This is a genomic window from Streptomyces sp. MP131-18 (genome assembly GCF_001984575.1).
Classification (GTDB): domain Bacteria; phylum Actinomycetota; class Actinomycetes; order Streptomycetales; family Streptomycetaceae; genus Streptomyces; species Streptomyces johnsoniae.
On record NZ_LZNS01000001.1, the window covers coordinates 6,662,819 to 6,687,567 of the forward strand.

At 73.9% G+C, this 24,749-nt stretch carries 21 protein-coding genes and 2 pseudogenes; 16 read left to right on the top strand and 7 right to left on the bottom strand.

The features are described 5' to 3' along the window. Positions 1–159 precede the first annotated feature (159 nt). From STBA_RS29720 to STBA_RS29735, 4 genes and pseudogenes are all read left to right on the top strand, one after another. Complete coding sequence (locus tag STBA_RS29720) at positions 160–1,191, top strand: hypothetical protein (RefSeq protein ID WP_077062140.1); 1,032 nt, start codon at positions 160–162, stop codon at positions 1,189–1,191. 4 nt (positions 1,192–1,195) lie between these two features. Continuing rightward, positions 1,196–1,396 (top strand): annotated as a pseudogene (locus STBA_RS39085) (FCD domain-containing protein); the annotation flags it as partial. Further along, positions 1,387–2,160: pseudogene (locus tag STBA_RS39090) on the top strand (pectate lyase); the annotation flags it as partial. The pseudogenes STBA_RS39085 and STBA_RS39090, both read left to right, overlap by 10 nt. Positions 2,161–2,213: 53 nt before the next feature. After that, entirely contained in the window at positions 2,214–3,356 is a 1,143-nt protein-coding gene (locus tag STBA_RS29735) for a serine hydrolase domain-containing protein (protein WP_253195101.1), read from the top strand. 51 nt (positions 3,357–3,407) lie between these two features. Here STBA_RS29735 and STBA_RS29740 read toward each other — a convergent pair whose 3' ends face one another. Continuing rightward, positions 3,408–4,232 (bottom strand): NAD(P)-dependent oxidoreductase, encoded by an 825-nt coding sequence (locus STBA_RS29740; RefSeq protein WP_077062142.1) that lies wholly within the window; start codon positions 4,230–4,232, stop codon positions 3,408–3,410. Positions 4,233–4,396: 164 nt separating this feature from the next. Between STBA_RS29740 and STBA_RS29745 the strand changes: the two genes are divergently transcribed. From STBA_RS29745 to STBA_RS29755, 3 genes are all read left to right on the top strand, one after another. Then, entirely contained in the window at positions 4,397–5,326 is a 930-nt protein-coding gene (locus STBA_RS29745) for a 5-dehydro-4-deoxyglucarate dehydratase (protein WP_077062143.1), read from the top strand. Then, positions 5,326–6,543: a hypothetical protein gene (locus STBA_RS38450; RefSeq protein ID WP_077062144.1), complete on the top strand. Its 1,218-nt coding sequence runs from the start codon at positions 5,326–5,328 to the stop codon at positions 6,541–6,543. Before STBA_RS29745 ends, STBA_RS38450 begins: the two co-directional genes overlap by 1 nt. A gap of 95 nt (positions 6,544–6,638) precedes the next feature. Further along, on the top strand, positions 6,639–8,072 hold the full coding sequence (locus tag STBA_RS29755; protein WP_077062145.1) for an NCS2 family permease: 1,434 nt from the start codon (positions 6,639–6,641) through the stop codon (positions 8,070–8,072). 41 nt (positions 8,073–8,113) lie between these two features. On the opposite strand, the gene pknB is transcribed toward STBA_RS29755, so the two are convergent. Next, positions 8,114–10,066, bottom strand: coding sequence for a Stk1 family PASTA domain-containing Ser/Thr kinase (gene pknB, locus STBA_RS29760; protein WP_077062146.1), 1,953 nt, complete (start codon positions 10,064–10,066; stop codon positions 8,114–8,116). A 270-nt stretch (positions 10,067–10,336) separates the two neighbouring features. Between pknB and STBA_RS29765 the strand changes: the two genes are divergently transcribed. Then, positions 10,337–10,993: a TetR/AcrR family transcriptional regulator gene (locus tag STBA_RS29765; protein ID WP_079252226.1), complete on the top strand. Its 657-nt coding sequence runs from the start codon at positions 10,337–10,339 to the stop codon at positions 10,991–10,993. Positions 10,994–11,015: 22 nt separating this feature from the next. On the opposite strand, the gene STBA_RS29770 is transcribed toward STBA_RS29765, so the two are convergent. From STBA_RS29770 to STBA_RS29785, 4 genes are all read right to left on the bottom strand, one after another. After that, positions 11,016–11,657 carry a response regulator transcription factor gene (locus STBA_RS29770; RefSeq protein WP_077063701.1) on the bottom strand — a complete coding sequence of 214 codons (642 nt, stop codon included), beginning with the start codon at positions 11,655–11,657 and terminating at the stop codon, positions 11,016–11,018. A gap of 2 nt (positions 11,658–11,659) precedes the next feature. Continuing rightward, complete coding sequence (locus tag STBA_RS29775; protein ID WP_077063702.1) at positions 11,660–12,820, bottom strand: histidine kinase; 1,161 nt, start codon at positions 12,818–12,820, stop codon at positions 11,660–11,662. A gap of 68 nt (positions 12,821–12,888) precedes the next feature. Further along, positions 12,889–13,947, bottom strand: a complete 1,059-nt coding sequence (locus STBA_RS29780) for a hypothetical protein (protein ID WP_077062148.1) — start codon at positions 13,945–13,947, stop codon at positions 12,889–12,891. Between the two features lie 82 nt (positions 13,948–14,029). Then, positions 14,030–14,800, bottom strand: a complete 771-nt coding sequence (locus STBA_RS29785) for an IclR family transcriptional regulator (protein ID WP_077062149.1) — start codon at positions 14,798–14,800, stop codon at positions 14,030–14,032. A gap of 148 nt (positions 14,801–14,948) precedes the next feature. On the opposite strand from STBA_RS29785, the gene STBA_RS29790 reads away from it, so the two are divergent. Both STBA_RS29790 and STBA_RS29795 read left to right on the top strand, forming a co-directional pair. Further along, entirely contained in the window at positions 14,949–16,466 is a 1,518-nt protein-coding gene (locus STBA_RS29790; protein ID WP_079252227.1) for an aldehyde dehydrogenase (NADP(+)), read from the top strand. 154 nt (positions 16,467–16,620) lie between these two features. Next, a complete protein-coding gene (locus STBA_RS29795) occupies positions 16,621–18,582 on the top strand; it encodes a PhoX family phosphatase (protein WP_077062151.1) in 1,962 nt (653 codons plus the stop codon). Positions 18,583–18,638: 56 nt separating this feature from the next. Here the strand turns inward: STBA_RS29795 and STBA_RS29800 are convergent, their stop codons facing one another. Further along, positions 18,639–19,814 (bottom strand): PP2C family protein-serine/threonine phosphatase, encoded by a 1,176-nt coding sequence (locus STBA_RS29800; protein ID WP_253195103.1) that lies wholly within the window; start codon positions 19,812–19,814, stop codon positions 18,639–18,641. A 178-nt stretch (positions 19,815–19,992) separates the two neighbouring features. Between STBA_RS29800 and STBA_RS29805 the strand changes: the two genes are divergently transcribed. The 6 genes from STBA_RS29805 (at position 19,993) to STBA_RS29830 (ending at position 24,734) form a co-directional block, all read left to right on the top strand. Beyond that, positions 19,993–20,436: a MarR family transcriptional regulator gene (locus STBA_RS29805; protein WP_253195298.1), complete on the top strand. Its 444-nt coding sequence runs from the start codon at positions 19,993–19,995 to the stop codon at positions 20,434–20,436. A gap of 200 nt (positions 20,437–20,636) precedes the next feature. Then, positions 20,637–21,515, top strand: a complete 879-nt coding sequence (locus STBA_RS29810) for an STAS domain-containing protein (protein WP_077062153.1) — start codon at positions 20,637–20,639, stop codon at positions 21,513–21,515. Positions 21,516–21,535: 20 nt separating this feature from the next. Then, positions 21,536–21,922, top strand: a complete 387-nt coding sequence (locus tag STBA_RS29815; protein WP_253195105.1) for an STAS domain-containing protein — start codon at positions 21,536–21,538, stop codon at positions 21,920–21,922. A gap of 79 nt (positions 21,923–22,001) precedes the next feature. Further along, on the top strand, positions 22,002–22,364 hold the full coding sequence (locus STBA_RS29820; protein ID WP_253195299.1) for an ATP-binding protein: 363 nt from the start codon (positions 22,002–22,004) through the stop codon (positions 22,362–22,364). A gap of 5 nt (positions 22,365–22,369) precedes the next feature. Beyond that, positions 22,370–23,404, top strand: coding sequence for an ATP-binding protein (locus STBA_RS38095; RefSeq protein ID WP_077063705.1), 1,035 nt, complete (start codon positions 22,370–22,372; stop codon positions 23,402–23,404). Between the two features lie 4 nt (positions 23,405–23,408). Then, positions 23,409–24,734 (top strand): PP2C family protein-serine/threonine phosphatase, encoded by a 1,326-nt coding sequence (locus STBA_RS29830; protein WP_077062155.1) that lies wholly within the window; start codon positions 23,409–23,411, stop codon positions 24,732–24,734. Positions 24,735–24,749: the final 15 nt, after the last annotated feature.

Below are 24,749 nucleotides of genomic sequence, written 5' to 3' on the forward strand. Positions count from 1 at the left end.
CGCAAGCGCTTTCCCCTCGCGCACCGCCACCGCGTCCTTGCGAGTGCCCCACGCTGCTCGTCGCCTCCGGTGAAGGACGCTCCGGCAGTGAATCGATTCATCAGGGTGGTTCGGCGTGTGATCGGCATTCCCCCCACATCCCCCCACCAGGAGTGAACGATGGGACGCAGAGCCGCATTTCTCTCCGGAATCGTCTCGCTGGTCACCGCCACGACGCTGACAGGTTCGGTCGGTGCCGCGGCGGGCACGGCCGTCGGTGCCATGGCCTGCGGCGGCGGTACCTACCAGGCAGAGGCGGTGCGCAACGGCAACACCTGGACGGCGCCCGGCTATTCGGGGACCGACATGCTCTCGGCCATGCGCGCGGCGGTCGGCAGTCTGCCCCCGGGCCGCACGGCCATGGCGGGGGTCCTGGTCCGCGGCTCCGGGGACGTGCCCGGCAACCAGTCGCTCGACCTGCCCAGTCACACCATGATCGATCTCTGCGGCACGATCAACGTCACCGGGCCCGCCCGCGCCGATCACGCCCCCCTGCGCACCAGGAACACCACGGACGTCGAGATCCGCAACGCGTCCCTCACCGGCGCGCCCCACTTCGGCATCCTCGTGCGCAACGGCACCGACATCACCATGGGCCAGATCGACATGGACCTGTCGGGCGGTCTCGGCATCCGCATCGACAACCACGACGACCGCGACGTCCGCACCCGCAACGTTCGCATCGGCGATGTCCGGGTCTCGGGAAGCGGCAGCCACGCCGTGGAGACCTACGGGGTCGACGGGCTGACGATCGGCACCGTCACGGCCCGCGACACCGGCGAATCGGGGCTGCTGCTGAACGACACCATCAACGCCCGGATCGCGCGCGTGGACGGCGAGGGCACCGGCGCGGGCACCGGGTACGCGGCGTTCCGCATGGCCAACCGCAACGGTCGCATCGGCGACGGGTATCCGGTCAACATCCGCGTCGGCGAGGTGATCGCACGGGGCGGCGGGCACGGCATCCTCTGCGTGTCGGGGAGCGGCGGCGCGGTGATCGACCGCATCACCATCTCCCGCGCCGGCAGGAACGCCATCCTCATCGAGGACTGCCACAACGTGCACCTCGCGGCCCGGAGCGGCACCGTCGACGGGCCGGGAGACGTCCGTATCGGGGCCGGGCCGGAGTCCGCCCCCAGCCTTTCGCGGTGACCAACGCGGCGTCTACGACGTGCGCTTGCTGCCGGAGCCGGAGGCGGTGCGCCGCACGGTGGCCTGCGGTGCGGTCCTGTCGGCCGCGTATGAGGCGCTGCGGCGGGCTGATCCCGCGGGTGACACGGCGGAGCGTTCGCCGGCGAACCGGGACTTCCACCGTGCGCTGTATCTGCCGTGTGGGAATCCGCTGCCGGCGCGGAGAACGTCATCGTCCGCAACCGCACGTTCGAGGACACCTTCGACTGCTTCCCGCAGTGGGACCCGACGGACGGCGAGTTCGGCGAGTGGCACTCGGAGTACAACAGCCTCGTGCCGTACGGCTCCCGCCGCGTGTGGGGGGACCACGACACGTTCACCGACGGCCGCCGCCCCGACGACGCGCAGCCGCGGTACTTCGGTCGGCTGCTCCGGCAGCACGACGGCCAGCTGGACATCGTGCGCGGCACGGACCTGGTCACCGTCAGCTGGAACGCGTTCACCGAGCACGACAAGACGATCGTGCTCGGCAACAGCGACGGAGCCGCGGCCGACGACCGCGGCAAGCCGCGGACCACGTTCCACCACAACCTGTTCCACGACGTGAACGAGCGCGCGCCGCGCGTGCGTTACGGGCAGGCCGACGTCTACAACAACCACTTCCGGCAGGACGCCGGGGCCCGTTACGGCTAAAGCTGGGGCATCGGCATCGAGTCCGCCCTGGTCGCCGAGTGCAACGCGTTCACGCTGCCCGCGGACATCGGACCGGCGCAGGTGCTGTACCGGTGGACGGCCGGTACCTCGGTCACCGAGCACGGCAACTGGGTGGGCGGCAGGCCCGTGGACCTGCTCGGCGCCTGCCACGAGGCCAACCCGGAAGCGCCGCTCGGCGACGACGCCGGCTGGACCCCACAGCTGCGGGACCGGGTCGACCACCCGCGCGCGGTGCCGCGCGTCGTCGACCGCGGGGCGGGGGCCGGGCGCCTGCGCCGAGGGCTGCGGGGGACAATGCGCCGGGCGGCGCACGCCCCGCGGAGAACACGGTGGAGGATACGGTGCGGCACGAGGACACGGTGGCGGTACGGGGGGAGGTCGCGCCCGGATACGAGCCGCTGCGCGCGGAGTTCGCCGGAGTGGCGGGCGAGGGCGCGCAGCTCTCCGTCCGGGTGGCGGGGCGGCAGGTCGCCGACCTGTGGGCCGGGGACGGCGTCACCGGCGACTCCCTGACCGGCGTCTTCTCCTCCACGAAAGGGGCCGCGTTCCTCGTGCTCGCGCTGCTGGCCCAGGAGGGCGCCCTCGACCCGGACCGGCGGGTGGCGGCCTACTGGCCGCAGTTCGCCGCCGAGGGCAAGGGCGAGGTGACCGTGCGGGACCTGGCCGGGCATCGGGCGGGAGCCATCGGCACCGCGGACGGCTTCACGCCGGCCGAGGTGGCGGACGACGCCGCGCTGGCCGCCCGGCTGGCCCCGCACCGGCCGTACTGGCGGCCCGGCGCCGCCTTCGGCTACCACACGCTGACGGTCGGCGCCCTGGTCGGCGAGGTGGTGCGCCGGGCCACCGGCAGCACGCTCCAGCAGGTGTACGAGGAGCGCATCCGCCGCCCCCACGGCGTGGATCTGTGGCTCGGCCTGCCCGCGGCCGAGGAGCCCCGGGTGCTGCCGGTGCTGCCACCGCGCCCCGCGGCGCAGGACCCGGCGGCGGTGCCCGAGGCGCCCGACAGCATCGGCGGGATCGCGGGGAACCTGCACCACCCCGAGCCGACCGTGCTGTCCGCATTGCCGGACGACCGCGCGGTCCGGGCCGGCGGGCAGTCATCCGTGGCGGGCATCGGCTCGGCCCGCGGTCTCGCGGGGCTGTACGCGGCGGCCGTCACGGGCAGCGGCGGCGCGCCGCCGCTGCTGACGCCCGCGACGGCCGCGGAGTGCGCCCGCCCGTATTCGACGGGCCTCGACGTGGTGCTCGGCCTGCCGCGCACCTACGGTCTCGGCTTCATGACGGGCCGCCCGTTCCTCGGTGCCGACGCGTTCGGGCACGACGGCGCGGGCGGCTCGATGGCGTTCGCCGACCCGTCCTGCGGACTGGCGTTCGGCTTCGTCCGCCGCCGCTTTCCCGTGCCGGGCGGCGCGGGGCCAGCAACCGAGCGCCTTGCCGCGCTGGCGCGCGCCTGCGCGCGGCGTGCGGGCTGACCTCGCTCCCGCCCGCCCGGGCCGCGGCGGCGCACCGGGCGGGCGGGGCGCTCAACGGGGCCAGATCGGCGGGTCGGTGATGAACGCACCGCCCAGATGGGCCTGATCCGGCCTGGTGGTGTCCAGCTCCCCCTGCTCGGCGATCAGCTTGGCGGCGAACGTCTCGGAGTCGTCCCGCGGATCGAAGCCGAGCGCCCGCGTCGGCTCAAGATCCCACACCGCGCGGGTGTTGGCGGACGAGCCGTACACGATGGCGTGGCCGACGCCTTCGGCCCGCAGCGCCCGGTCGAAGAGGTGGGCGCCGTCGGCGGGGCTCAGCCAGACGGCCAGCATCCGGACGGAGGTCGGCTCGGGGAAGCAGGAACCGATGCGGACCGACACGGTCTCGATGCCGTACTTGTCCCAGTAGAACTGCGCCAGATCCTCGCCGAAGCACTTGGACAGCCCGTAGAACGTGTCCGGCCGGTGGGGCGCGTCCACCGGCAACGGCGGAGCGCCGGGCGCGGGCCAGGGCGTGTAACCCACCGCGTGGTTGCTCGACGCGAACACGATCCGGCGCACGCCCTCGGCGCGTGCCGCCTCGTAGAGGTTGTAGGTGCCCTCGATGTTCGCCCGCAGGATTTTCTCGAAGGTGGATTCCAGCGAGATGCCGGCGAGATGGAGAATCGCGTCGGTGCCGCGAACGGCCGCCCGCAGCGCGTCGCGGTCGGCCAGATCGGCGGTGATGGCGTCCGGCGCGCCGGGTACCGGCACGACGTCCAGGAGCCGGAGGTCGTGACCGTGCGACGGCAGCAGCTCGCGCATCAGGGTGCCGACGCCCCCGGAGGCGCCGGTGAGGAGCACGGTGCGTCGTTCAGCGGACTGACCAGCAGGCATCAGGTCTCCATCCGTAAATATCATTCATATATGAGGACACGCTAGAGGGTGGGCCGAGGAGCGTCAACGACGCCTTGACCGTTGATTCCGGGCTCAACTAGCGTGTCTGTTCAGCTATATGGACGCCAATCATAATCATGTACGGCGAGGGAGTAGAGGACGCGATGACCGAAGCCGCGCTCGTCAGCCGCCTTGAGGGCCTGCTGTTCTTTCCCGTGACCGCCTCCGCTCCCGATGGCTCGCTCGCCCTGGACGCCTATCGCACCCACGTGCGGTCCGGGGTCGACGCGGGCGCCGGCGCCGTGTTCGCCTGCTGCGGCACCGGAGAGTTCCACGCCCTGACCCGCGAGGAGTACCGCGCCTGCATCGCCGCCGCCGTCGAGGAGGCGGCCGGTGCGGTGCCCGTCGTCGCCGCCACCGGCTACGGCACCGCCACGGCCGTGGAGTTCGCCCGCATCGCCGAGGAAGAAGGCGCCGACGGCCTCCTCGCGATGCCGCCCTACCTCGTCAACGCGGGCCAGCGCGGCCTGCTGCGCCACTTCAGGGCGCTGGCCGCGGCCACCCCGCTGGAGATCATCGTCTACCAGCGCGACAACGTCGTCCTCACCCCCGCCACCGCCGTCGAGCTGGCCAGGACTCCCGGCATCGTCGGCCTCAAGGACGGCCTCGGCGACCTCGACCTGCTCCAGCGCATCATCTCCGCCGTCCGGGCCGAGCTGCCCGGCACCTCGTTCCGCTACTTCAACGGGCTGCCCACCGCCGAGCTGACCGGCCGTGCCTACCGCGGCCTCGGCGTGCGGCTCTACTCCTCCGCCGTCTTCTGCTTCGCCCCCGAAATCGCCCTCGCCTTCCACAGCGCCCTGGAGAAGGACGACGAGGCGACGGTGCGCCGCCTCCTCGACGGCTTCTACCGGCCCCTGGTCGAGCTGCGCAACCGCGGCAACGGATACGCCGTGTCCCTGGTCAAGGCCGGGGTCCGGCTGCGCGGCCTCGACGTCGGCGAGGTGCGCCCGCCGCTGGCGGAGCCCGAGCCCGAGCACCTCGCCGAGCTGGCCGCCCTGCTCGAACACGGCCTCGACCTGGTGGGCCGCTGATGCGCGCCTCGGCCTTCGTCTACCCCTGGGACGTCGTCGGCGACCCGGCCGCGGCCGGGCGCATCGCGGGGCTCGGCGTCCAGCAGGCCACCCTGGCCGCCGCCTACCACACCACCAGGGCCCTCACCCCGCGCCACCCGCGCCACCGCATCGTCACCGCCCGGCACTCCGCGGTGTACTACCCGCAGGACCCCGCCCGCTGGTCCGGCCGCGAGCTGCGCCCCTTCCGGCAGGACTGGGTGGCCGGCGCCGACCCGTACGGCGAGGCGGCCACCGCGCTGGCCGGGGCGGGCGTCGAGGTGCACTCCTGGGTGGTCCTGGCGCACAATTCCCGCCTCGGCGAGGAGCACCCGGCCGTCACCGTCCGCAACGCGTACGGCGACCGCTACCCCTGGGCGCCGTGCATCGCCCGCCCCGAGGTGCGCGCCTACGCCACCGCCCTGGCCGCCGAGGCCGCCGTGCGGCCCGGGACGGCCGGCACGGAGCTGGAGTCCTGCGGCTGGTACGGACTGGCGCACCTGCACGCGCACGACAAGATCGGCGGCGGCCCGCTCGGCGCCGTCGGCACCTATCTGATGTCGCTGTGCTTCTGCGAGGTGTGCCGCGGCGGGTACGCCGCCGCGGGCGCCGACCCCGAGGAGCTGCGCGCGGCCGTCCTGCGCGCCCTCGGACCGGTATGGCACGGGCGGCCCGCGCCCGCGGCGGGGGACCGCGAGGGGGAGTGGACCGAGATCGCCGGCCTGCTCGGCGACAAGCCGGCGCACGCCGTCGCCGACTGGCGCAACGGCGTGGCCGGCAGCTTCCAGCGCGAAGCCGTCGCCGCCGTGCGCGCCGCCGCGCCGCCCGGCTTCCGGGTGCTGCTGCACGCCGACCCGGCCCCGCACCGCTGCGGCGCCAACGTGGGCGTCGACCCGGCCGGTGTCCTGGCCCACGCGGACGGCGTCGTCGTGCCCAGCGGCGGCGGCGCGGCGGAGCGGGCCGCGGCGCTGGGGCCGTTCGCCGCGCACCGCGGCGCCGGTACGACGGTCGCGGCCAATCTCACGGTGGTCGGCGGCATGGGCGGGCAGCCGGGAGCGCTGGCCGCCGACGCGGCGCACGCCGCGTCGCTCGGCGCGACCGAGCTGCGGCTCTACCACGCGGGACTGGCCAACGACGCCGATCTGTCCGCGGTCGCCGGCGCCCTGCGCGACCTGGGCCGGGAGGGCGCAATTCCGTAACGGTGCGGCATCGTGTTACACGGCGAAAACCCGCGGGGGCGACCGAGCGGGGAGAATGCCCCGGTCCCCGAAGCCGTTCAGTCAAGGATTCAACGATGCCGTCACGCTCCGTCGCCCACGACCGTGCGTCCCCGCTCGGGCGCCTGGACTCCTTCTTCCAGGTCTCCGAGCGCGGTTCCACCTTCGGCCGCGAGGTGCGTGGCGGCTTCGCCACGTTCTTCACGATGGCCTACATCCTGGTGCTCAACCCGATCATCCTCAGCGGCGCCACGGACATCAACGGCGACCGGCTCTCCGTAGAGCAACTGCTCACCGTCACCGCGCTGGTCGCCGCGATCATGACGGCACTCATGGGCGTCACCGCCAACCTGCCGCTCGCCCTGGCCGCCGGGCTCGGCATCAACGCGATGGTCGCCTACCAGATCGCGCCGCGCATGACCTGGCCCGAGGCGATGGGCCTGGTGGTGATCGAGGGCATCATCCTGTGCGTGCTGTCCGCGACCGGGCTGCGCGAGGCCGTGATGAACGCGATCCCCATGGGGCTGAAGCAGGCCATCGGCGTGGGCATCGGCCTGTTCATCGCGCTGATCGGCTTCGTGGACGCCGGGTTCACGACGGGCCAGGAGATGTCGCCGCCGCTCGCGATGGGCGGCACGGGCGAACTGCACGGCTGGCCCATCCTGATCTTCTGCCTCGGCCTGCTGCTGACCCTCGCGCTGCTCGCCCGCCGGGTCAAGGGCGCCATCCTCATCAGCATCGTCACCATGACCGTTCTGGCCGTCGTGGTCAACGCCATCGCCGACATCGGCGACGCCGAATGGGGCCTGTCCGTGCCCAGCGTGCCGGACGACATCGTGGCCGCGCCCGACTTCGGGCTGCTCGGCCAGTTCAGCCTGTTCGGCGCGTTCGGCGAAATCAGCTTCATCACCGTCGTGCTGATCACCTTCACGCTGTTCCTGACCGACTTCTTCGACACCATGGGCACCGCCGTCGGCGTCACCAGCGAGGCCGGGCTGCTCGACGAGAACGGCCGCGTGCCGCGGCTCGGCCGGCTGCTGTTCGTCGACGGCCTTGCCGCCGTGGCGGGCGGCGCCGCCTCGGCCTCCTCCAACACCTCCTACGTCGAGTCGGCCGCCGGGGTCGGCGAGGGCGCGCGGACCGGCTTCGCGAACCTGGTCACCGGCGGCCTCTTCGCGCTCGCGCTCTTCTTCGCGCCCCTCGCGGCGGTGGTCCCCTCGCAGGCCGCGGCCCCCGCGCTGGTCGCCGTCGGCTTCCTGATGATGACGCAGGTCGGCCGCATCGACTGGGCCGATACCGGCCTCGCCATCCCGGCGTTCGTCACCATCGCCGTGATGCCCTTCACCTACTCCATCACCAACGGTATCGGTGCGGGCTTCGTGACCTACGTGCTGCTGAAGGTGGTGCTCGGCCGCACCCGCGAGATCACCTGGCTGCTGTGGATCACCGCGGCGCTGTTCGTGGTCTACTTCGCCATCAACCCCGTCGAGCAGCTGCTCGGAGTCGAGTGACGCGCCCGGTACGCCGCGCTGCCCTGGCACACTGAGGCGTGTCAGGGCCCCCGGTAGCAGTTGAGGTAGATCCGGCCGCCCGGCTCCAGGGTCTCGCCGGCCGCCGGGCTGGTGTAGCGGACGATGTCCTCGGGCACGCAGCCCTGGTCTTCGGCGGGGTAGCTGGTGCCCATGGTGTCCAGGCCGAGCGCCCGGAGTGCCGCGTCGGCATCCGCGTACGCCAGGCCGCTGACGTCGGGAATCCGCACCGGCTCCCCCGGGCCCGGCTGCTCCCCGTCCTGCGGTCCTGTCGACACGCTCACGGTGACCGTGCCGCCCGCCGGGTGCTGCGTGCCGGCGGCGGGGGAAGTACCGACGACCTCGCCGGCCGGTGCCTCGCCGGGCACGTCCTGCCGGGTGACCTCGAATCCGGCCTCGCGGAGGGCCGGTTCCGCCTCCTCGAACGGCAGGCCCGTGACCTCGGGCACGGGCACGGTGGCCGGCTCGTCCTCGGGCACCTCCCCCTGCACGGTCAGCGTGACGGTGCTGCCCGGGTCGGCGTCCGCGCCCCCCTCCGGGGCCTGGGTCAGGACCGTGCCGACCGGCGCCTGCGCCTCCGCGGTCTGCTGCTCCTCCGTGACGTCGAACCCCAGCTCATCGAGCAGCCGGCGCGCCTCGTCGGCCGTGCCGCCGGTGACGTCGGGCACCTCGACCGATTCGGCGCCCGAGGACATGATGAGGGTGACCAGGCCGCCGGGATCGATCTCCGTGCCCGCCGCCGGGCTGGTTTCGCAGACGGTGTCCTCCGCCGCCGCGCACGGCCTGCTGCCGCCCTCGGCGATCTCGAAGTCGTCCTCGGCCGCCCGTTCCCTGGCTTCGTCGAGGGACATACCGGCCAGCTCCGGAACGGTCAGCGTGGCCGACCCGCCGCTGCCGCCGTCCGTGCCGCCCTCCTCGTCCCCACCGCCGAGCAGGGCGAAGCCGAGGACGGCGGCGCCGACGAGAAGCAGCACGGAGAGGACGGCCAGCGGTATCTTCCCGTTCTTCGATGTGCGCCGCCGGTCGGCGGAGCCCTGGCGTGGGGCGCCGGGCACCGGCGGAAACGGCCTGGTCGCCGGGCCAGGACGGGGCCGCAGCTCCGCGGTCGGCGGGTCCGCCGCGGTCCGGGCGGTGGCGGCCGGCGGCCGGTGGGCGAGAACCGCCTCGATGTCGGCACGCATCTCCGCCGCGCTCTGGTAGCGGTGGTCGCGGTCCTTCGCCAGCGCCTTCAGCACCACGGCATCGGCGTCCCCGGTGATGCCGGGAACGAACTCACCCGGCGGCGCGGGCTCCTCGTTGACGTGCTGGTAGGCCACGGACACCGGGGAGTCGCCGGTGAACGGCGGCCGCTGCGTCAGCAGTTCGTAGAGCAGGCAGCCGGTGGAGTACAGGTCGGAACGGGTGTCGACCGGCTCGCCCCTGGCCTGCTCGGGGGACAGGTACTGGGCGGTGCCGATGACCGAATTGGTCTGCGTCATGCCCGCGTCGCCCATGGCCCTGGCGATGCCGAAGTCCATCACCTTCACCCGGCCGGAACCGGTGAGCATGACGTTGGCGGGCTTGATGTCGCGGTGGACGATGCCGGCCTGGTGGGCGTACTCCAGCGCGTCCAGCACGCCCGCGCACATCTCCAGCGCCCACTCGGGCGACCCGCGGCCACCGGACAGCAACTCGCGCAGGGTGGCGCCCTCGACGTACTCCATCACGATGAACGGCGTGGAGACGCCGTCCACCTCCTCCTCGCCGGTGTCGTAGACGGCGACGACCGCCGGGTGGTTCAGCGAGGCGGCGGACTGCGCCTCGCGGCGGAACCTGGCCTGGAAGACGGCGTCCCTGGCGAGGTCGGGCAGCAGGAGCTTGACGGCCACCGTCCGCGCCAGGCGCCGGTCGTGGGCCAGATGGACCTCCGCCATCCCCCCGCGGCCCACCACCTGCCGCAACTCGTACCGGTCAGCGACCGAACGCAGTGCGTCCATCAACGTCAGTTCTCCCCCACATGCCGCCCGCTGCGGACGGGTGCGACTCGGCCTTCCGCCCGTCCGGGCCAAACTACCGGAACGGACAGCGGTAGTTGATCCGGGCCTTGCGGCGGCCCGCGGGCGCGGGCGAGTGTACGGGGCGTCGGCGGGCACGGCGTCGGCGCCCCACCCCGGCGCCGCACCGGCGGAAGAACAGGGGCCCCAGAGCCGGGCACCGGCACCGGGTTACGGCGGCGCGGTGCCCCGCGCGGCGCATAGCCTGGCCCGATGGAAGGACAGCGGGCGCCCGGGGGCGCCGTGACCGGCAGGCGGCCGAGGCAGCGCCGGGTCAGCCGGGGCGACCTGCGGGAAGAGGCCCTGGTGGCCGCCGCGGAGGAGCTGCTGCGGGACCATCCGCCGGAACGGATCACCATGGAGACCATCGCCGCCGCGGCCGGGCTGTCCCGTTCCTCCGTCTACTTCTACTTCGACAACAAGAACACGGTCCTGGCCGCCGTGGTGCACCGCGGCATCAGCCGTCTCCTCGCGGGCCTCGAAGAGGCCCTGGCCGCGGAGGCCGAACCGCCTCTCGGCGCGGTGGTCGAACGGCTGATCGCCGTCATCCTCGACAACTGGCGCTCCTACGGCTTCGTCTTCGTCGCCGGCGCCGGCCTGCTGAGCCGGGAGTCCGCCGTGCGCGCCGTGTACGACTCGCTGTGCGGCCGCGCGGCGCGGCTGCTCGCCGAGGCCGTGCGCCGGGACCGGGCGCGCGGAGTCCCGGTGGAGGGAGCCGAGAACAGCGACGAGTTGCGGGCGCTCGCCCTGACCTGGATGACCGAACGCACCTTCCACCAGCTGTTTTCGCGCAAGCACACCGTGGCCGAGGAGGAGTCGGCGGCCGACGCGCTCGCCTTCCTCATCCGCCGCGGCCTCGGCTACCCGTAGGGCCGGCGCGCCCGCCGTCGCGTCAGCCGGGCGTGACGAAGCCGTGTTCGTAGGCGGCGATCACCGCCTGCGTGCGGTCGCGCGCGCCGAGTTTGGCGAGTACGGCCGCCACGTGCGACTTCACCGTTTGCGCGCCCACCGAGAGCCGGGCCGCGATCTCCGCGTTGTTCAGTCCCTGTGCCATCAGCCGCAGCACCTGTGCCTCCCGTTCGGTGAGCCGCGCCCGCAGTGCCCCGGCCCGTTCCCTGCGGGCGTGCCGCGCCGCCAGTGCCCGCACCGCGGCGGGGAACAGCAGCGAGTCGCTGTGCGCCACCAGCCGCACCGCCCGTACCAGGTCCTCGGCCGCCGAGCGCTTCAGCAGGAAGCCGCTGGCGCCCACGCGCAGCGCCTCGTAGACGTACGAGTCGTTCTCGAAGGTGGTGACGACGATGACGCGCGGCGGCTCGTCCATCGTGGCCAGCAGCGCCTCCGTGGCCCTGATGCCGTCCGTGCCCGGCATCCGGACGTCCATCAGCACGACGTCCGGCCGCAGTTCGCCGGCCCGCGTCACGGCCTCGTCGCCGTTCGCCGCCTCGCCCACCACGTCGAGGTCGGGTTCGGCGCCGAGGATGGCGCGCAGGGCGGTGCGCACCAGGCGTTCGTCGTCGGCCACCAGCACGCGCACGGTCACCGGGCCGCCCCCAGCGGGAGCCGGACCTCAAGGCGCCAGGTCCCCTCGTGCGCGCCCCAGCGCGCGCTGCCGCCCAGCAGCGCGGCGCGCTCCTCGATGCCGCGCAGTCCGCGCCCGCCCCCGCGGGCCGCGTCGTCGCGCCCGGCCGTCAGCGGGTTCTCCATGGTCAGCGTCAACTCCTCCTCGTCGGCGGTCAGGCACAGCGCGACCCGGACCGCTCCCGCGTGCCGCAGGGCGTTGGCCAGCCCCTCCTGAACGATGCGGTACGCCTCGCGCGACACCAGCCGCGGCAGGCCCCCGGGCGGTCCGCCGCGGGGGAGCACGACCGTGACCCCGGCGGCGCGGGTCCTGCTCAGCAGCCCGTCGAGGTCGGCGAGGGTCGGCGCGGGCGCCGTGCCCGCGGCCTCGTCCTCGCGCAGCAGGCCGAGCACCGTGTCCAGTTCGGCGACGGCGCCCCTGGCCGTGTCCTCGATCGCGGCCAGTGCCTCGCGGGCGAACTCCGGGTCGGCGTCCAGCACCTTGCCGGCGGCGGCGGCCTGGAGCGTGACGGCGCTGAGCGCGTGCCCCACGGAGTCGTGCAGTTCGCGGGCCAGCCGGTTGCGGGCGGCGAGGTCGGCGGCCCTCGCCTCCGCCGCCGCGAGCCGGTCGGCCGGGGTCGGGCCGAGCAGGGCGGGGGCCAGCCGCACCAGCAGCGCGCCCGCGCCCGCCGCGGCCGCGGTCAGGGCGGCGAGCAGCGCGAGCCCGGCAGGCGGGCCCAGCCACGGAGCGTCGCCCGGCAGCGGCAGCTGCGCGCCGAACCTGCTGCCGCGCAGCGCGGCGGAGAACGGCGCGGCCAGCAGCACGCAGGCCAGCGGCGGAACGGCGAGCGTGGCGCCGCTGACCAGGCCGCCGAGGCCGAGGTGTGCGGTGAACCACGCAGCGGCGCGCCGCCGCGCGGCCCAGCTCCCGGCCGGTGCGGCGGCCAGGGCCGCCCCCGGCACCCCGGCCAGCGTCCGGGCCGCACCCGCTTCGAGCAGCCGCACCGGGGCGAGGAGGCCGGTGGCGGCGACCAGCGGCAGGGACAGGGCGAAGGCCAGGAACTGCCAGCCGGGACCGTTCGTCGCGTCCACCCGGAAGGCCACCCCCAGGGCGACGGCCGTCAGCAGGAAGTACGGCATGAGCAGCGCGCCGCCGAGCAGCAGGTGCACCCACCGCCGCCCCGGGCCGCGCCACCGCGCGCCGCGGTTCACGGCGCCTGCCGCGGGGCGGGGGCGTGCGCCGCCCGTTCGGCGAAGAGGTGGGCGCCCACGGCGAGGACCAGGACGCCGGCGATCACCGCCGCCGTGTGGACGAGGGTCACCAGGGGGGTCGCGCGCTCGGCGCCGGACACGGCACCCGAGTTGAACACCTCGGCCGTCAGCAGCCACCCGCCCCAGTTGGCGGTCGCGGCGCCGCCGACCCAGGCCGCCGCGACCGCGGTGAACACCCGGACGCCGCCGAGGCGCCGCGGGCGGAAGGCCAGCAGCAGCACCCCGGCCGCCGCGGCGAGGGCGAACAGGACGCTGGTGGCGCTGGTGAGGTGGAAGAGCGCGTCCCGCTCCCCGCGTTCGGCCTCGGAAAGACCGGCCGTGCCGCCCGCGAGCCACAGCGCGTTCATCCCCGCGGGGAAGGTCAGCACCAGCACCGCCGCACCGGCCCCGGCGCGCTGCGCCGCGGCGGTCGCCGCGGGGGCGAGTGCGGCCAGCCGCCCGGACAGCAGATGCCCGAAGCGGTCGCGCACGTAGAGCGTGAACAGGCCGCCGAGCGCCAGCGCCTGCACGCCGAAGCCGGTGTAGACGGCGGTGAAGACCCACGGGTCGAGGAAGATCTCGTCCTGGCCTGAGCTGGCAGGGGAGCCGGAGAACGCCTCGATCAGGGTCATCGAGGGGAAGCCGACGAGGATGGGGGCGAGCAGGCCGGTCGCGACCCACAGCGGGGTGATGACCAGCCAGGCGGGCAGCCGCCTGCCCCAGGCCCGGGTGAGGGCCAGGACCAGCACGATGACGAGGGCGTCCATGACCGCCGTCATGGCGTTGGCGGCGAACAGGCCGTCCTCGCCCTCCGGCGTGCGCAGCTCGCTGCCCTCCGGAATGCCGACGTGGCTGCCCGCCAGCCAGGCGATCTTGAGGGTGAGGTAGGGAACGCAGGCGGCGATGGCGAGGCTGCCGAGGAAGGGCCGCGCGTCGCGCCGGCGGCGGGCCCGCGGGTCCGCCGGGTCCGCCGGGTCCGCCGTGGTGGCCGCGGGGGAGTGGGTCGTCGTGGTCATGCCCCCAACCTGCCGCGTCGCCGGCCTTGGCACGTCCTGCCACGTGCCGAACCGCCTCCCCCGCGCGGGGGAGGCGGGCCGGTCAGAGGTGGCGGGTGGCCAGGGTGAGCCGGTCACGGGCGTCGACCAGGGCGTCCCTGATCAGCTGTTCGTGCGCCGGGGTCAGCCGGGCGACCGGTACGGAGCAGCTGATGGCGTCCCTGGCGGGCGTGCGGTAGGGGATGGCGATGCCGAAGCAGCTCAGGCCGAGCGTGTTCTCCTCGCGGTCGGTGGCGTAGCCGCGTTCCCTGATCTGGGCCAGCTCCGCTATCAGCCGCTCGCGGTCGGTGATGGTGTGCTCGGTGAGCCGGTCCAGGGTCTCCGGGAGCAGCTTGCGGACCTGCTCGTCGCTGTAGGTGGCGAGCAGCGCCTTGCCCAGCGAGGTGGAGTGGGCGGGCAGCCGGCGGCCGACCCGGGTGAACGGGCGCAGGTAGTGCTCGGACTGCCGGGTCGCGAGGTAGACGACGTTCGTGCCGTCGAGGCGCGCGAGGTGGATGGTCTCGGTGGTGTCGTCGGAGAGCCGGTCCAGCGTCGGCCGGGCCGCGGCCACGACCTCGTCACCGTCGATGTAGGAGGTGCCGACCAGCAGCGCCCGGACGCCGATGCCGTACCTGGTGCCGGTGGCGTCCGTCTCGACCCAGCCGAGCTCGACCAGCGTGCGCAGCAGCATGTACAGGCTGGACTTGGGGTACCCGACGGCCGTCTGGACATCGGCGAGGGAATGCATGCCGGGGCGCCCGGCGAAAAACTCCAGCAGTTCCACCGTGCGGACTGCCGATTTGACCTGGGAACCGCCCGTCTCACCGGCTGACATCGCCTTGCCCCTTTGTTCGAACCGCTATAGAGTCCCCAACGAAATTCACATACAGGGACGATGTTCAATATCTCGAACGGCACTATAGCGAACGTCGCCTTGTGGGAGCAGACGCTCGGCAGGAGGATCGATCCCGGTGGCAGTACCAGTGTGGAGTGTGGACCCCCGAACCGGAAAGCAGCGGGAGCAGGTGGGGGCCGAGGCCACCGCCGCGGACGTGGACGCCGCGGTCCGTGCCGCCCACGCCGCCCTCCCGGCCCTCGCCGACCGGGAGACCCGCATCGCGCTGCTGCGGGCCGCGGCCGACGAGCTGGAGGCGGACGGCACGCGCATCATCGCCTCCGCGGACGCGGAGACGGCCCTGGGCGGTACCCGCCTCACCGGCGAACTGGCCCGCACCACAGGCCAGTTGCGTGCCTTCGCCGATGAAGTGGCGGACGGTGCCTACCTCGGCGTCATCATTGATCACGCCGACACCTCCCTCACCCCGCCGCGCCCCGATCTGCGCCGTTACAAGATCCCGCTCGGCGTCGTCGCGGTGTACTCCGCCTCCAACTTCCCGCTCGCCTTCTCCGTGCCCGGCGGCGATACCGCCAGCGCCCTGGCCGCCGGCTGCCCGGTCGTCGTCAAGGCCCACCCGGACCACCCGGCCACCTCTGAGCGATGCGGCGCCGCCCTGCGCAGGGCCGCCGCCGCGGTCGGGGTCCCGCAGGACGTCGTCTCCGTCGTGCACGGCTTCGAGGCGGGCGTCGAGCTCGTCAAGCACCCGCTGGTGACGGCCGCCGGGTTCACCGGCTCCGTCCGCGGCGGGCGCGCCCTGTTCGACGCCGCCGCCGCCCGGCCGGTGCCGATTCCGTTCCACGGCGAGCTGGGCAGCCTCAACCCGGTCGTGATCACCGAGGACGCCGCCCGCGAGCGGGCCGAGCAGATCGGGGGCGGCCTGGCCGGCTCCATGACGCTGGGCACCGGCCAGTTCTGCACCAAGCCCGGCTTCGTCCTGGCCCCGGCGGGCGAGGCGGGCGACGCCCTCCTGGCCGCGCTCACCGCCAAGGTCGCCGAGGCGGCGCCAGGCGTGCTGCTCGACGGCAGGATGCGCGACGCGTTCACAGCCGGGGTGCGGGAGCGCGCGGCGCTCGACGGCGTCGGCGCCCCCGTGGCCGCGGGCGAGGCCGGGGAGAACGCGGTGACCGCCGGCATCCTCACGGTGGACGCGGCCCGGCTGGCCGCCGAGGGCCCGCACGATCTGCTCATCGAGGAGTGCTTCGGCCCGGTCACCGTTCTGGTCCGCTACGAGACGGCCGAACAGGCCGCCGCCGTGCTCTCCCGGCTGCCGGGCAACCTCACCGCCACCCTGCACCTGAGCGCCGCGGAGGGCGAGGAGGAGGACGGGACCGGGGCCCGGCTGCTGGCCCGGCTCACCCCGCTGGCCGGGCGGATTCTCGTGAACGGCTGGCCCACGGGCGTCGCCGTCACCGCCGCCCAGCAGCACGGCGGCCCCTACCCGGCGACCACCTCGACGTCGACCTCCGTCGGCGCCACCGCGATCGAACGCTGGCTGCGCCCGGTCGCCTACCAGGACGCCCCGGCGGCCCTGCTGCCGCCCGAGTTGCGCGACGACAACCCGCTCGGCCTGCCACGGCGGGTCGACGGGCGGCGCGAGGGCTGACGTTCCGTGGCCGCCGCCAAGTGAACAGTTACGGTGAATCGTCCGTATGTGCGGCGGTGGCCGCGTGTTCACCTTGGTGGCGGCTCGGCGCCACTGTCGGCTCCTAGCCTCACGGGAACATCACTTTCGTCACATCAGCTAGTGAGGACCCGCGATGGCAGCAAAGCGCCCGGTGTTTCCCGAGTACGACCCGGACGACGTGAGTTCGAACGCCTCGGGCAACCGGTCGTTCGGTGAGGTCGTCCAGCAGCGGATGTCCCGCCGCACCGCCCTCATGGGCGGCACCGCCGCGGCGGCGGGCTTCCTGACCGCGACCGGTCTCGGCACCGGCACAGCCGTGGCCAGGACCCCGGCGGCCGGCGGCGACGGCGGCTGGGAGGGCGGCGTCAGGCCCCGCAGGCTCCTGGGCTTCGACCCGGTGCCCACCAGCACCGCGGACGAGTTCACCGTCCCCGAGGGATACGAGACACAGGTCCTCATCCCCTGGGGCACGCCGATCCGCCCCGGCGGCCCCGCCTGGCACAAGGACGCCTCGGACTCCGCGGCCGACCAGGCCGAGCAGATCGGGATGAATCATGACGGCATGCACTTCTTCCCCCTCGGTAACGGCCGCGAGGGCAGCCGCCGCGGCCTGCTCGTGCTCAACCACGAGTACGTCGACCAGGAACTGCTGTTCCCCGACGGTGCCGAGGAGATCACCGCGGAGAAGGTCGAGAAGGCGCTCGCCGCGCACGGCGTGAGCGTCGTCGAGATCGAGCAGCGCCGCGGCGGCACCTGGCACGTCGTGAACTCCCGCCGCGCCCGCCGCGTGACCGGCACCACCCCCGTCGCGTTCTCGGGACCGGTCCGCGCCGACCACCCGGCGCTCGCCTCGGCGAACGAACCGATGGGCACGCTGAACAACTGCTCCAGTGGCGCCACCCCGTGGGGGACGTACCTCACCTGCGAGGAGAACTGGAACAACTACTTCGGCACCGAGGAGGCCGGCTGGGAGCCCACCCCGGCCCAGGAGCGCTACGGCGTCTCGGCTTCCGGCGGCGGCTTCCGCTGGCACGAGGCCGACTCGCGCTTCGACCTGGCCGCCAACCCGGGCGAGATCAACCGGTTCGGCTGGATCGTCGAGATCGACCCCAAGGACCCCGGCGCCAAGCCCGTCAAGCGCACCGCGCTCGGCCGCTTCAAGCACGAGGGCTGCACCGTCACCGAGTCGCGCGGCCGGGTCGTCGCCTACTCGGGGGACGACCAGGACGGCGACTACATCTACAAGTTCGTCGGGCAGGGCAGCTGGCGCGTGCAGCGGGCGCTCGGCCGCAGCCCGCTCGACCACGGCACGCTCTACGTGGCGCGTTTCGAGGACGACGGCTCCGGCAGCTGGCTGCCGCTCGAGCACGGCACCGGCGCGCTGACCGCGGAGAACGGCTTCGCGGACCAGGCGGACGTGCTGCTGCGCACCCGCGAGGCCGCCGACGCGCTCGGCGCCACCAAGATGGACCGGCCCGAGTGGATCGCCATCAACCCGCGCAACGGCGACGTCTACTGCACGCTCACCAACGGCAGCGGCTGGGACAGCGCCGTCCACCCGCGCACCCCGAACCCGTACGGCCACATCGTCCGCTGGACCGAGGAGGGCGGCAACCACGCCGCCACCTCCTTCGCCTGGGACATCTTCGTGCTGGCCGGCGACCCGGCCCACGACCCCCAGGTCGAGCTGGACGCGTCCAACATCTTCGGCTCGCCCGACGGCATCGCCTTCGACGGCGACGGGCGGCTGTGGATTCAGACGGACGTGTCCAACTCCTCGCAGAACCTGGCGGAGAAGGGCTACGAGAACATCGGCAACAACCAGATGCTGGCCGCCGACCCGCGCAGCGGTGAGATCCGCCGCTTCCTGACCGGGCCCCGCGGCGCCGAGATCACCGGGCTGACCTTCACCCCCGACCAGCGGACGATGTTCGTCAACGTCCAGCACCCCGGCGAGTCCACCACCGCCTGGGGCACCCCGACGCCCGAGGACCCGCGGGTGGTCAGCAACTGGCCCGACTTCGACCCCGAGGGCCGCCCCCGTTCCGCCACCGTCGTCATCCGGCGCACCGACGGCGGCGTCATCGGCGCCTGAGGCGACCGCTCTTCCCCGGCCGGGCGCGGCACCCCCGCGCCCGGCCGGGCCCGCGCTCAGCCGCGCCAGTCCAGGCACACCACCATCGCGTCGTCCTCGGGCGAGGGGCCGCCCCGGTAGCCCGCCAGCTCGCCGAGCACCGCCCGCGGCACCTGTGCGGGCGGCAGCAGGCCGCTGTTCGACAGGGCCCGCGCCAGCGCCTTCTCGCCGTACCGCTCGCCGGCCGGCGAGGCGGCGTCGTACACGCCGTCGCTGAGGAAGAACAGCCGGTCGCCCGGCTCGACCTGGAACTGCTCGGTCCTGTACTCGGTGTCCTCGAACATTCCCAGCGGCAACTGGGCCTCGAACGCCGGGATCTCCACGGTGCCCCGCCGCCGCAGCCACACGCGCGGCGACCCGGCGTCGATCACCGTCACGAGGCCCGTGGCCAGCTCGAATCGCAGCAGCAGCGCCGACACGTGGGCGGCACCCCGGTACTGGCCGTACAGGGCCTGGTCCGCCAGGTACGCCTGCTCCACCAGGCCGAGCCCGGCCCGCCGCGCGTTGCGCAGCGCGTTGACGGCGAGGTTCGTCAGCAGGGCGGCCGCTATCCCCTCGCCCATGCCGTTGATCACCGACAGCGTCAGGTGCTCGGCGGAGGTCGCCCAGTCGAAGTTGTCCCCGCGGATCGCGTAGGCCGGCTCCAGATGCCCGCCGAGGTCGAACTCCGGGCGGGAGCAGGACCGGCCGGGCAGCAGCTGCCACTGCATCTCGGCCGCCAGCGTCAGCCGTTCCGTCCGGCCCGCGCGCAGGTAGAGGTCCGTATCGCGGTCGGCGACCGTCAGCTCGTGCCCCAGCGCCTCGGCGATCTCGCCCAGTTCGGCGAGCACGTCCGCGGAGAACCGGTCCCGCGGCACCCGGACCGTCAGCACGCCCGTGGTGTTCCCGCGCACGCTCACCGGCAGATGCACGGTGAGCGGCCCCCCGCCGCCCCCGTCCGCCCGGCCGGACGGCTCGACGAACGGCCGCTGGGAGCCGAAGGCCCGTCCGGCGGGACCGGTACGCGCGGACACGGCGCCGGCCCCGTCCGGCCCGGTCTCCACCGGGCGCAGCGCGCTCATCGCGTAGTCGACGAGCCGGAGTTGCGCCTCGCCGATGGCGTAGTGCCGCAGCAGTACCGCCCGGAGGGAACCGAGCAGTTCATAGGGGGCCGCCGTACGCAGGGCGCGGTACGCGGCCACGAGTCTGTCCACTGGGTGGGATTCACCTTCTTCAGAAGTGTCGTTGTTCACCGGCCGGGCGACCGGCGGGAGATGGGGGCGGTGCCGGACATCCGGGATGACAAGCACGGGAGTGAGTGCCACAGTGAGATACGTGAATCCGCCTTCTCCGCATCGCTCCTCGGACGCCACCGCCTGCGCGGTCTCCGAAATGATCGAGCTGTTGGAGATCCTGTGGGAGCGCGGGCGGGACGCCGCGTCGCCCGCGCCCGTCTCGTCCTCGCAGCTGCGGGTGCTTTACATACTGGAGCGGGACGAGGGGATCAATCTCCGCAACCTGGGCCGGCTGCTGGGTGCGGCGCCCTCCTCGGTCAGCCGGCTCTGCGACCGGCTCCAGGCCGTGGGTTTCGTCGAGCGGACCACGAGCCAGACCAGCCGGCGCGAGCTGGAGCTGTGGCTCACGCCCAGTGGCCGCCGCTTCCTCGCCGAGCTGCGGGCCCGCCGCGAGGTGGCGCTGCGCTCCGCGATCGCGGCGATGCCGCCCGCGGCCCGTACGGCCCTCACCGAGGGGCTGGCCGGCTTCAGGACGGCGGTGCGCGGCACCACGGATCTCGGTGCCGACCGTCCGGACGACCGCCAGGCCCGCTCCGCGTAGGCAGGACAACGGGCTCATGCGGACTCCTCGCTGTTCGGACGGCTTATGAGGGGGCAGGTACCGGTCGGCGGACGGGGCTTCCTGGCCCGGCCGGATGAACGCTAACATTTGCCGGAGTGCAACTATGAGGCTCACGGTAACGGTGTTGGCGTCCGAGGACGTTGATGCGGCCGGATGCGCCGACGGCGAGAGGGTTTGTTGTGAGTGCCATCGAGTCAGCCGTGCGCGATCGGCTGATCCACGCGCTGCGTGACCATACGACCGAGATCGCGGACAACTGGGTCCGGCTCCAGATAGACCAGGAGGTCATGGTCAGCGGCATCGGCGAGGAGGAACTGCGCGGCGAGGCGGGCCAGTTGCTGTCCGCGCTGCTGGGCGGCCTGGAGAGCGCGATGCCCGTCGGCCGCCTCGTCACCGAGCACACCGAGCTGCGGGAGACCGTCACCGAGCTGTCCCTGCGCCGCGCCCGCGCGGGCGCCACCCCCACCGCGACCTCGCTCGCCGTGCTGTCGCTCAAGGAGGTCATGCTGGAGATCATCCAGCGCTCCACGCAGAACGCCAGGGAGCTTTTCGAGTCGGCCGTCGTGATCAACCGGCTGCTCGACGCCGCCGGTGTGCTGTCGTTCGACACCTACGTGGCCAGCAGGGAGGAGATCATCAGCCGGCAGAGCAGGCAGCTGATGGAGCTGTCCACCCCCGTGGTCAGGCTCTGGCGGCACGTCCTCGCGGTGCCGCTGATCGGCACCCTGGACACCGACCGCACCCAGGTCGTCATGGAGAGCCTCCTCCAGGCCATCCAGGCCGACGAGGCGCAGGTCGCCATCATCGACATCACCGGCGTGGCCGCGGTGGACACCTCCGTGGCGCAGCACCTCATGCAGACCGTGGCCGCGGTGCGGCTCATGGGCGCCGACTGCGTGATCAGCGGCATCCGGCCGCCCATCGCCCAGACCATCGCGCAGCTCGGACTCGACCTGTCCGCCATCGTCACCAAGGCCACACTGGCCGACGCGCTCGCCGAGGCCGTCAAGATCACAGGGCAGTCCGGGGTTCCGCTGGGCGAGACGGCAGGCCGGTGACCGGAAGGCATTCGGCAGGCGTGCCGATCCTGCGTCTCGGTGACGTCCTCGTCACGGGCCTTCTCGACGAGCTGGACGACCGGTCCGCCATGGCCTTCGTCGACGAGCTGACCGAGCGCATCACCCGCGAGGCGGCCACCGGTGTCCTCATCGACATCTCCCGCCTGGAGATCATCGACTCCTTCGTCGCCCGTACGCTGAGCGAACTGACCACCACCGCACGGCTGCTTGGCGCGCGGGTGATCGTCGCGGGCATGCGCCCGCCCGTCGCCATCACGCTCGTCGAGCTCGGCCTGAAGCTGCACGGCGTCGAAACGGCGCTGAACGCGGAGGCCGGAATGGCCGCGCTCGGCTGGTACAGGACCAGGTCTTCCCGGGAAGGTTCCCGTGGTGACGACGCCTCGTGAGACTCCGGCAGGACGGGGGTGGGGCGGGGCCGCGGCGGCCGAGCACCGCACCGAGTACCCCGTCCGCACCGAGGAGGATCTGCTGGAGGCCAGGCACGCGGTCCGGGCCGCGACGCTGGAGACCGGATTCGGCCTGGTCGACCAGACGCGGGTGGTCACCGCCGCCAGTGAGCTGGTCCGCAACGCCTACATCCACGGCGGCGGCGGCACGCTCGTCATCGAGCGGCTGCGGCGGCCCGGCGGCCGGGGCGTGCGGCTCACCGTCAGCGATGCCGGGCCCGGCATCGCCAACGTCGACGCGGCGCTCGCCGACGGGTTCAGCACCGGCTCGGGGCTCGGGCACGGCCTGGGCGGCGCCCGGCGCCTGATGCACGAGTTCCGCATCGACTGCCCGCCGGGCGGCGGCACCATCGTGTGCGTCACCCGCTGGACCTCCGGGTAACCGCCGTGCCGGACACCACGCGACCGCCGGTCACCAGGCAGATCCCCATCGACCACCGCAGCGCCGTGCAGCTGGCCGTCGCCTCCGCCCGCCGGGTGGCCGAGGCGGCGGGGCTGCCCGGCGCCCTGCCGGAGAAGGCGGCCGTCGTCGCCGGCGAGCTGGCCACCAACCTGCACAAGCACGCCACCGGCGGCGTGCTCTACCTCCAGCCCCTGCCCCTCGGCCGCGGCGTGGAGATCGTGGCCGCCGACGGCGGTCCCGGTATCCGCAGCGTGGACGCCGCACTCACCGACGGGTTCACCACCAGGGGCACCCTGGGCGCCGGGCTCGGCGCGGTCCGCCGCATCGCCGGTGAACTGGCCATCCGCACCGACGGGTCCGGCACGCTGGTCTGCGCCAGGCTCGTCGTTCCCGGCGAGAGCGGCGAGAGCGGCGAGAGCGGCGAGAGCGTCGGCAAGATCGGCACCGTCTGCCTCCCGGCCGACGGCCAGAGCTCCACGGGCGAGGCCGCGGCGTGCGGCGACGCCGCCGCCGTCGTCGAGACCCCGGCCGGCCGCACCGCCCTCCTCGTCGACGCCCTCGGCCACGGCCCGGTCGCCGACGAGGCCGCCGAACGGGCCATGGCCGCCTTCCGGCAGGCCCCCGACGCCCCGCCGGCCGAGCTGATCACCACCCTGCACCGCGCGCTCGGCCGCACCCGCGGCGCCGCCGTCGCGCTGCTGCGCCTGGCGGGCGACCACATGGAGTTCTGCGCCACCGGGAACGTCCGGCTGGTGCTGACCGGTCCCGACCGGGCCCGCAGCGGCCCGCAGGGTCCGCCCGGGATCGTCGGCTACAACCTGCCGCGGCCCGTGGTGCACCGCCTTCCGGTGACGGCGGCCACGACCTGGCTGCTGCACACGGACGGCATCGACGCCTCCTGGAGCCGCGGCTCCGCCCCATTCCTGTTCCGACTGCCCCCGTCCCTCCTGGCCCCCGCCCTCGCCCACCGCCACCGGCACCTCAGGGACGATGCGGCGGTCATAGCCCTTGCCCCCTGATGCCATGACGACGAAAGAAAGCCGCCGCTTCACCACCGCGGCAGACCTGCTCAGCGCCGTACGCCTGCTGGCCCGCGCCCACCGCCTGCCCGTCGACCTGCGGGCCCGTCTCGTGGTCTCCGTGACGGCCGTGGCCGAGGCCGAGTTCGCCGCCGGCCGGCCCATCGGCCTGGACACCACCGTGCGCCGCGAGCCGCGCGGGCGCCCCGGCGTGCTCACCGTCGCCTGCCACGCGCTGCCGGGCGGCACCCTGCCGCCCTTCGCGGAACTGCCGCTGTCCGCCGAGGTGTCCGCCGACGGCTCCGCCGTCTGGCAGCTGCCGCTGCCGGACGGGGACGGCCCCGCCGCGGACGCGCCCGCGGACTGCGACGCCGCGGCGGAGGGCGCGGCCAGGGAGGAGGAGCTGCGCTACGCCATGGCCAGGGCCGAGGCGCTCGCCGTGGACCACCGCCGCCTGAAGGACGAGCTGGCCGAGACCAACAGCGGCGTCCTGGCCCTCTACGTGCAGCTGGAGGAGCGCGACGAGCGGCTGCGCCGCGCGCACGGCAAGACGCTCAGGGAGCTGGAGGACGCGCTGCGCCCGCCGCCCATCGACGTCGACGGCCTCGAACTGGCCGTCCACTACGCCCCGGCCGGCACCGACGCCCCGACCGGCGGCGACCTCTACGACTGGTTCCGGCTGCCGGACGGCTCCGTGCACATCACGGTCGTGGACGCGCTCGGCCACGGCGTCACCAGCACCCGCAGCGCGCTCAACGTCACGCACGCCGTGCGCACCCTCGCGCTGGAGGGGCACCGGCTCGACTCGATCATCGCCCGCACCGACGAGATCCTGCTGCCGTTCGACCGCGAGCTGATGGCCACCGTCCAGCTGGCCCGGCTGAGCCCGGCCACCGGCGAACTGCTCCTGGCCAACGGCAGCCACCCGCCGGCCCTGCTGATCGGCGCCGACGGCGGCCACCGCTACCTGGAGGTGAAGGGCCGCGGCATCGGCTTCCCCATGGCCGGCAGCGACGCGGTGCTGCGCACCGCCCTCGCCCCCGGCGATCTGCTGGTGCTCTACACCGACGGCCTCACCGAGAGCCGCAAGGACCCGCTGGAGGGCGAGGCGCGGCTGATCCGCGCCGCGACCCGGCACGCCCGTATCCCGATCGGGGACGTGCCGTCCGCCATCGCGGGCGACATGCACACCGTGATCCTGCACCCGGACGACACCCTGGCCCTCGCGGTCCGCGCGCTGCCGCAGCCGGCCCCGGCGGCCCCGCCGGTCCGGGCCCGTCCGGTGCCGCCCGGGCGCCGCGCGCCCGGGCGGCAGGGCGTCGGCGGGTGACGCCGGGCCCATGCG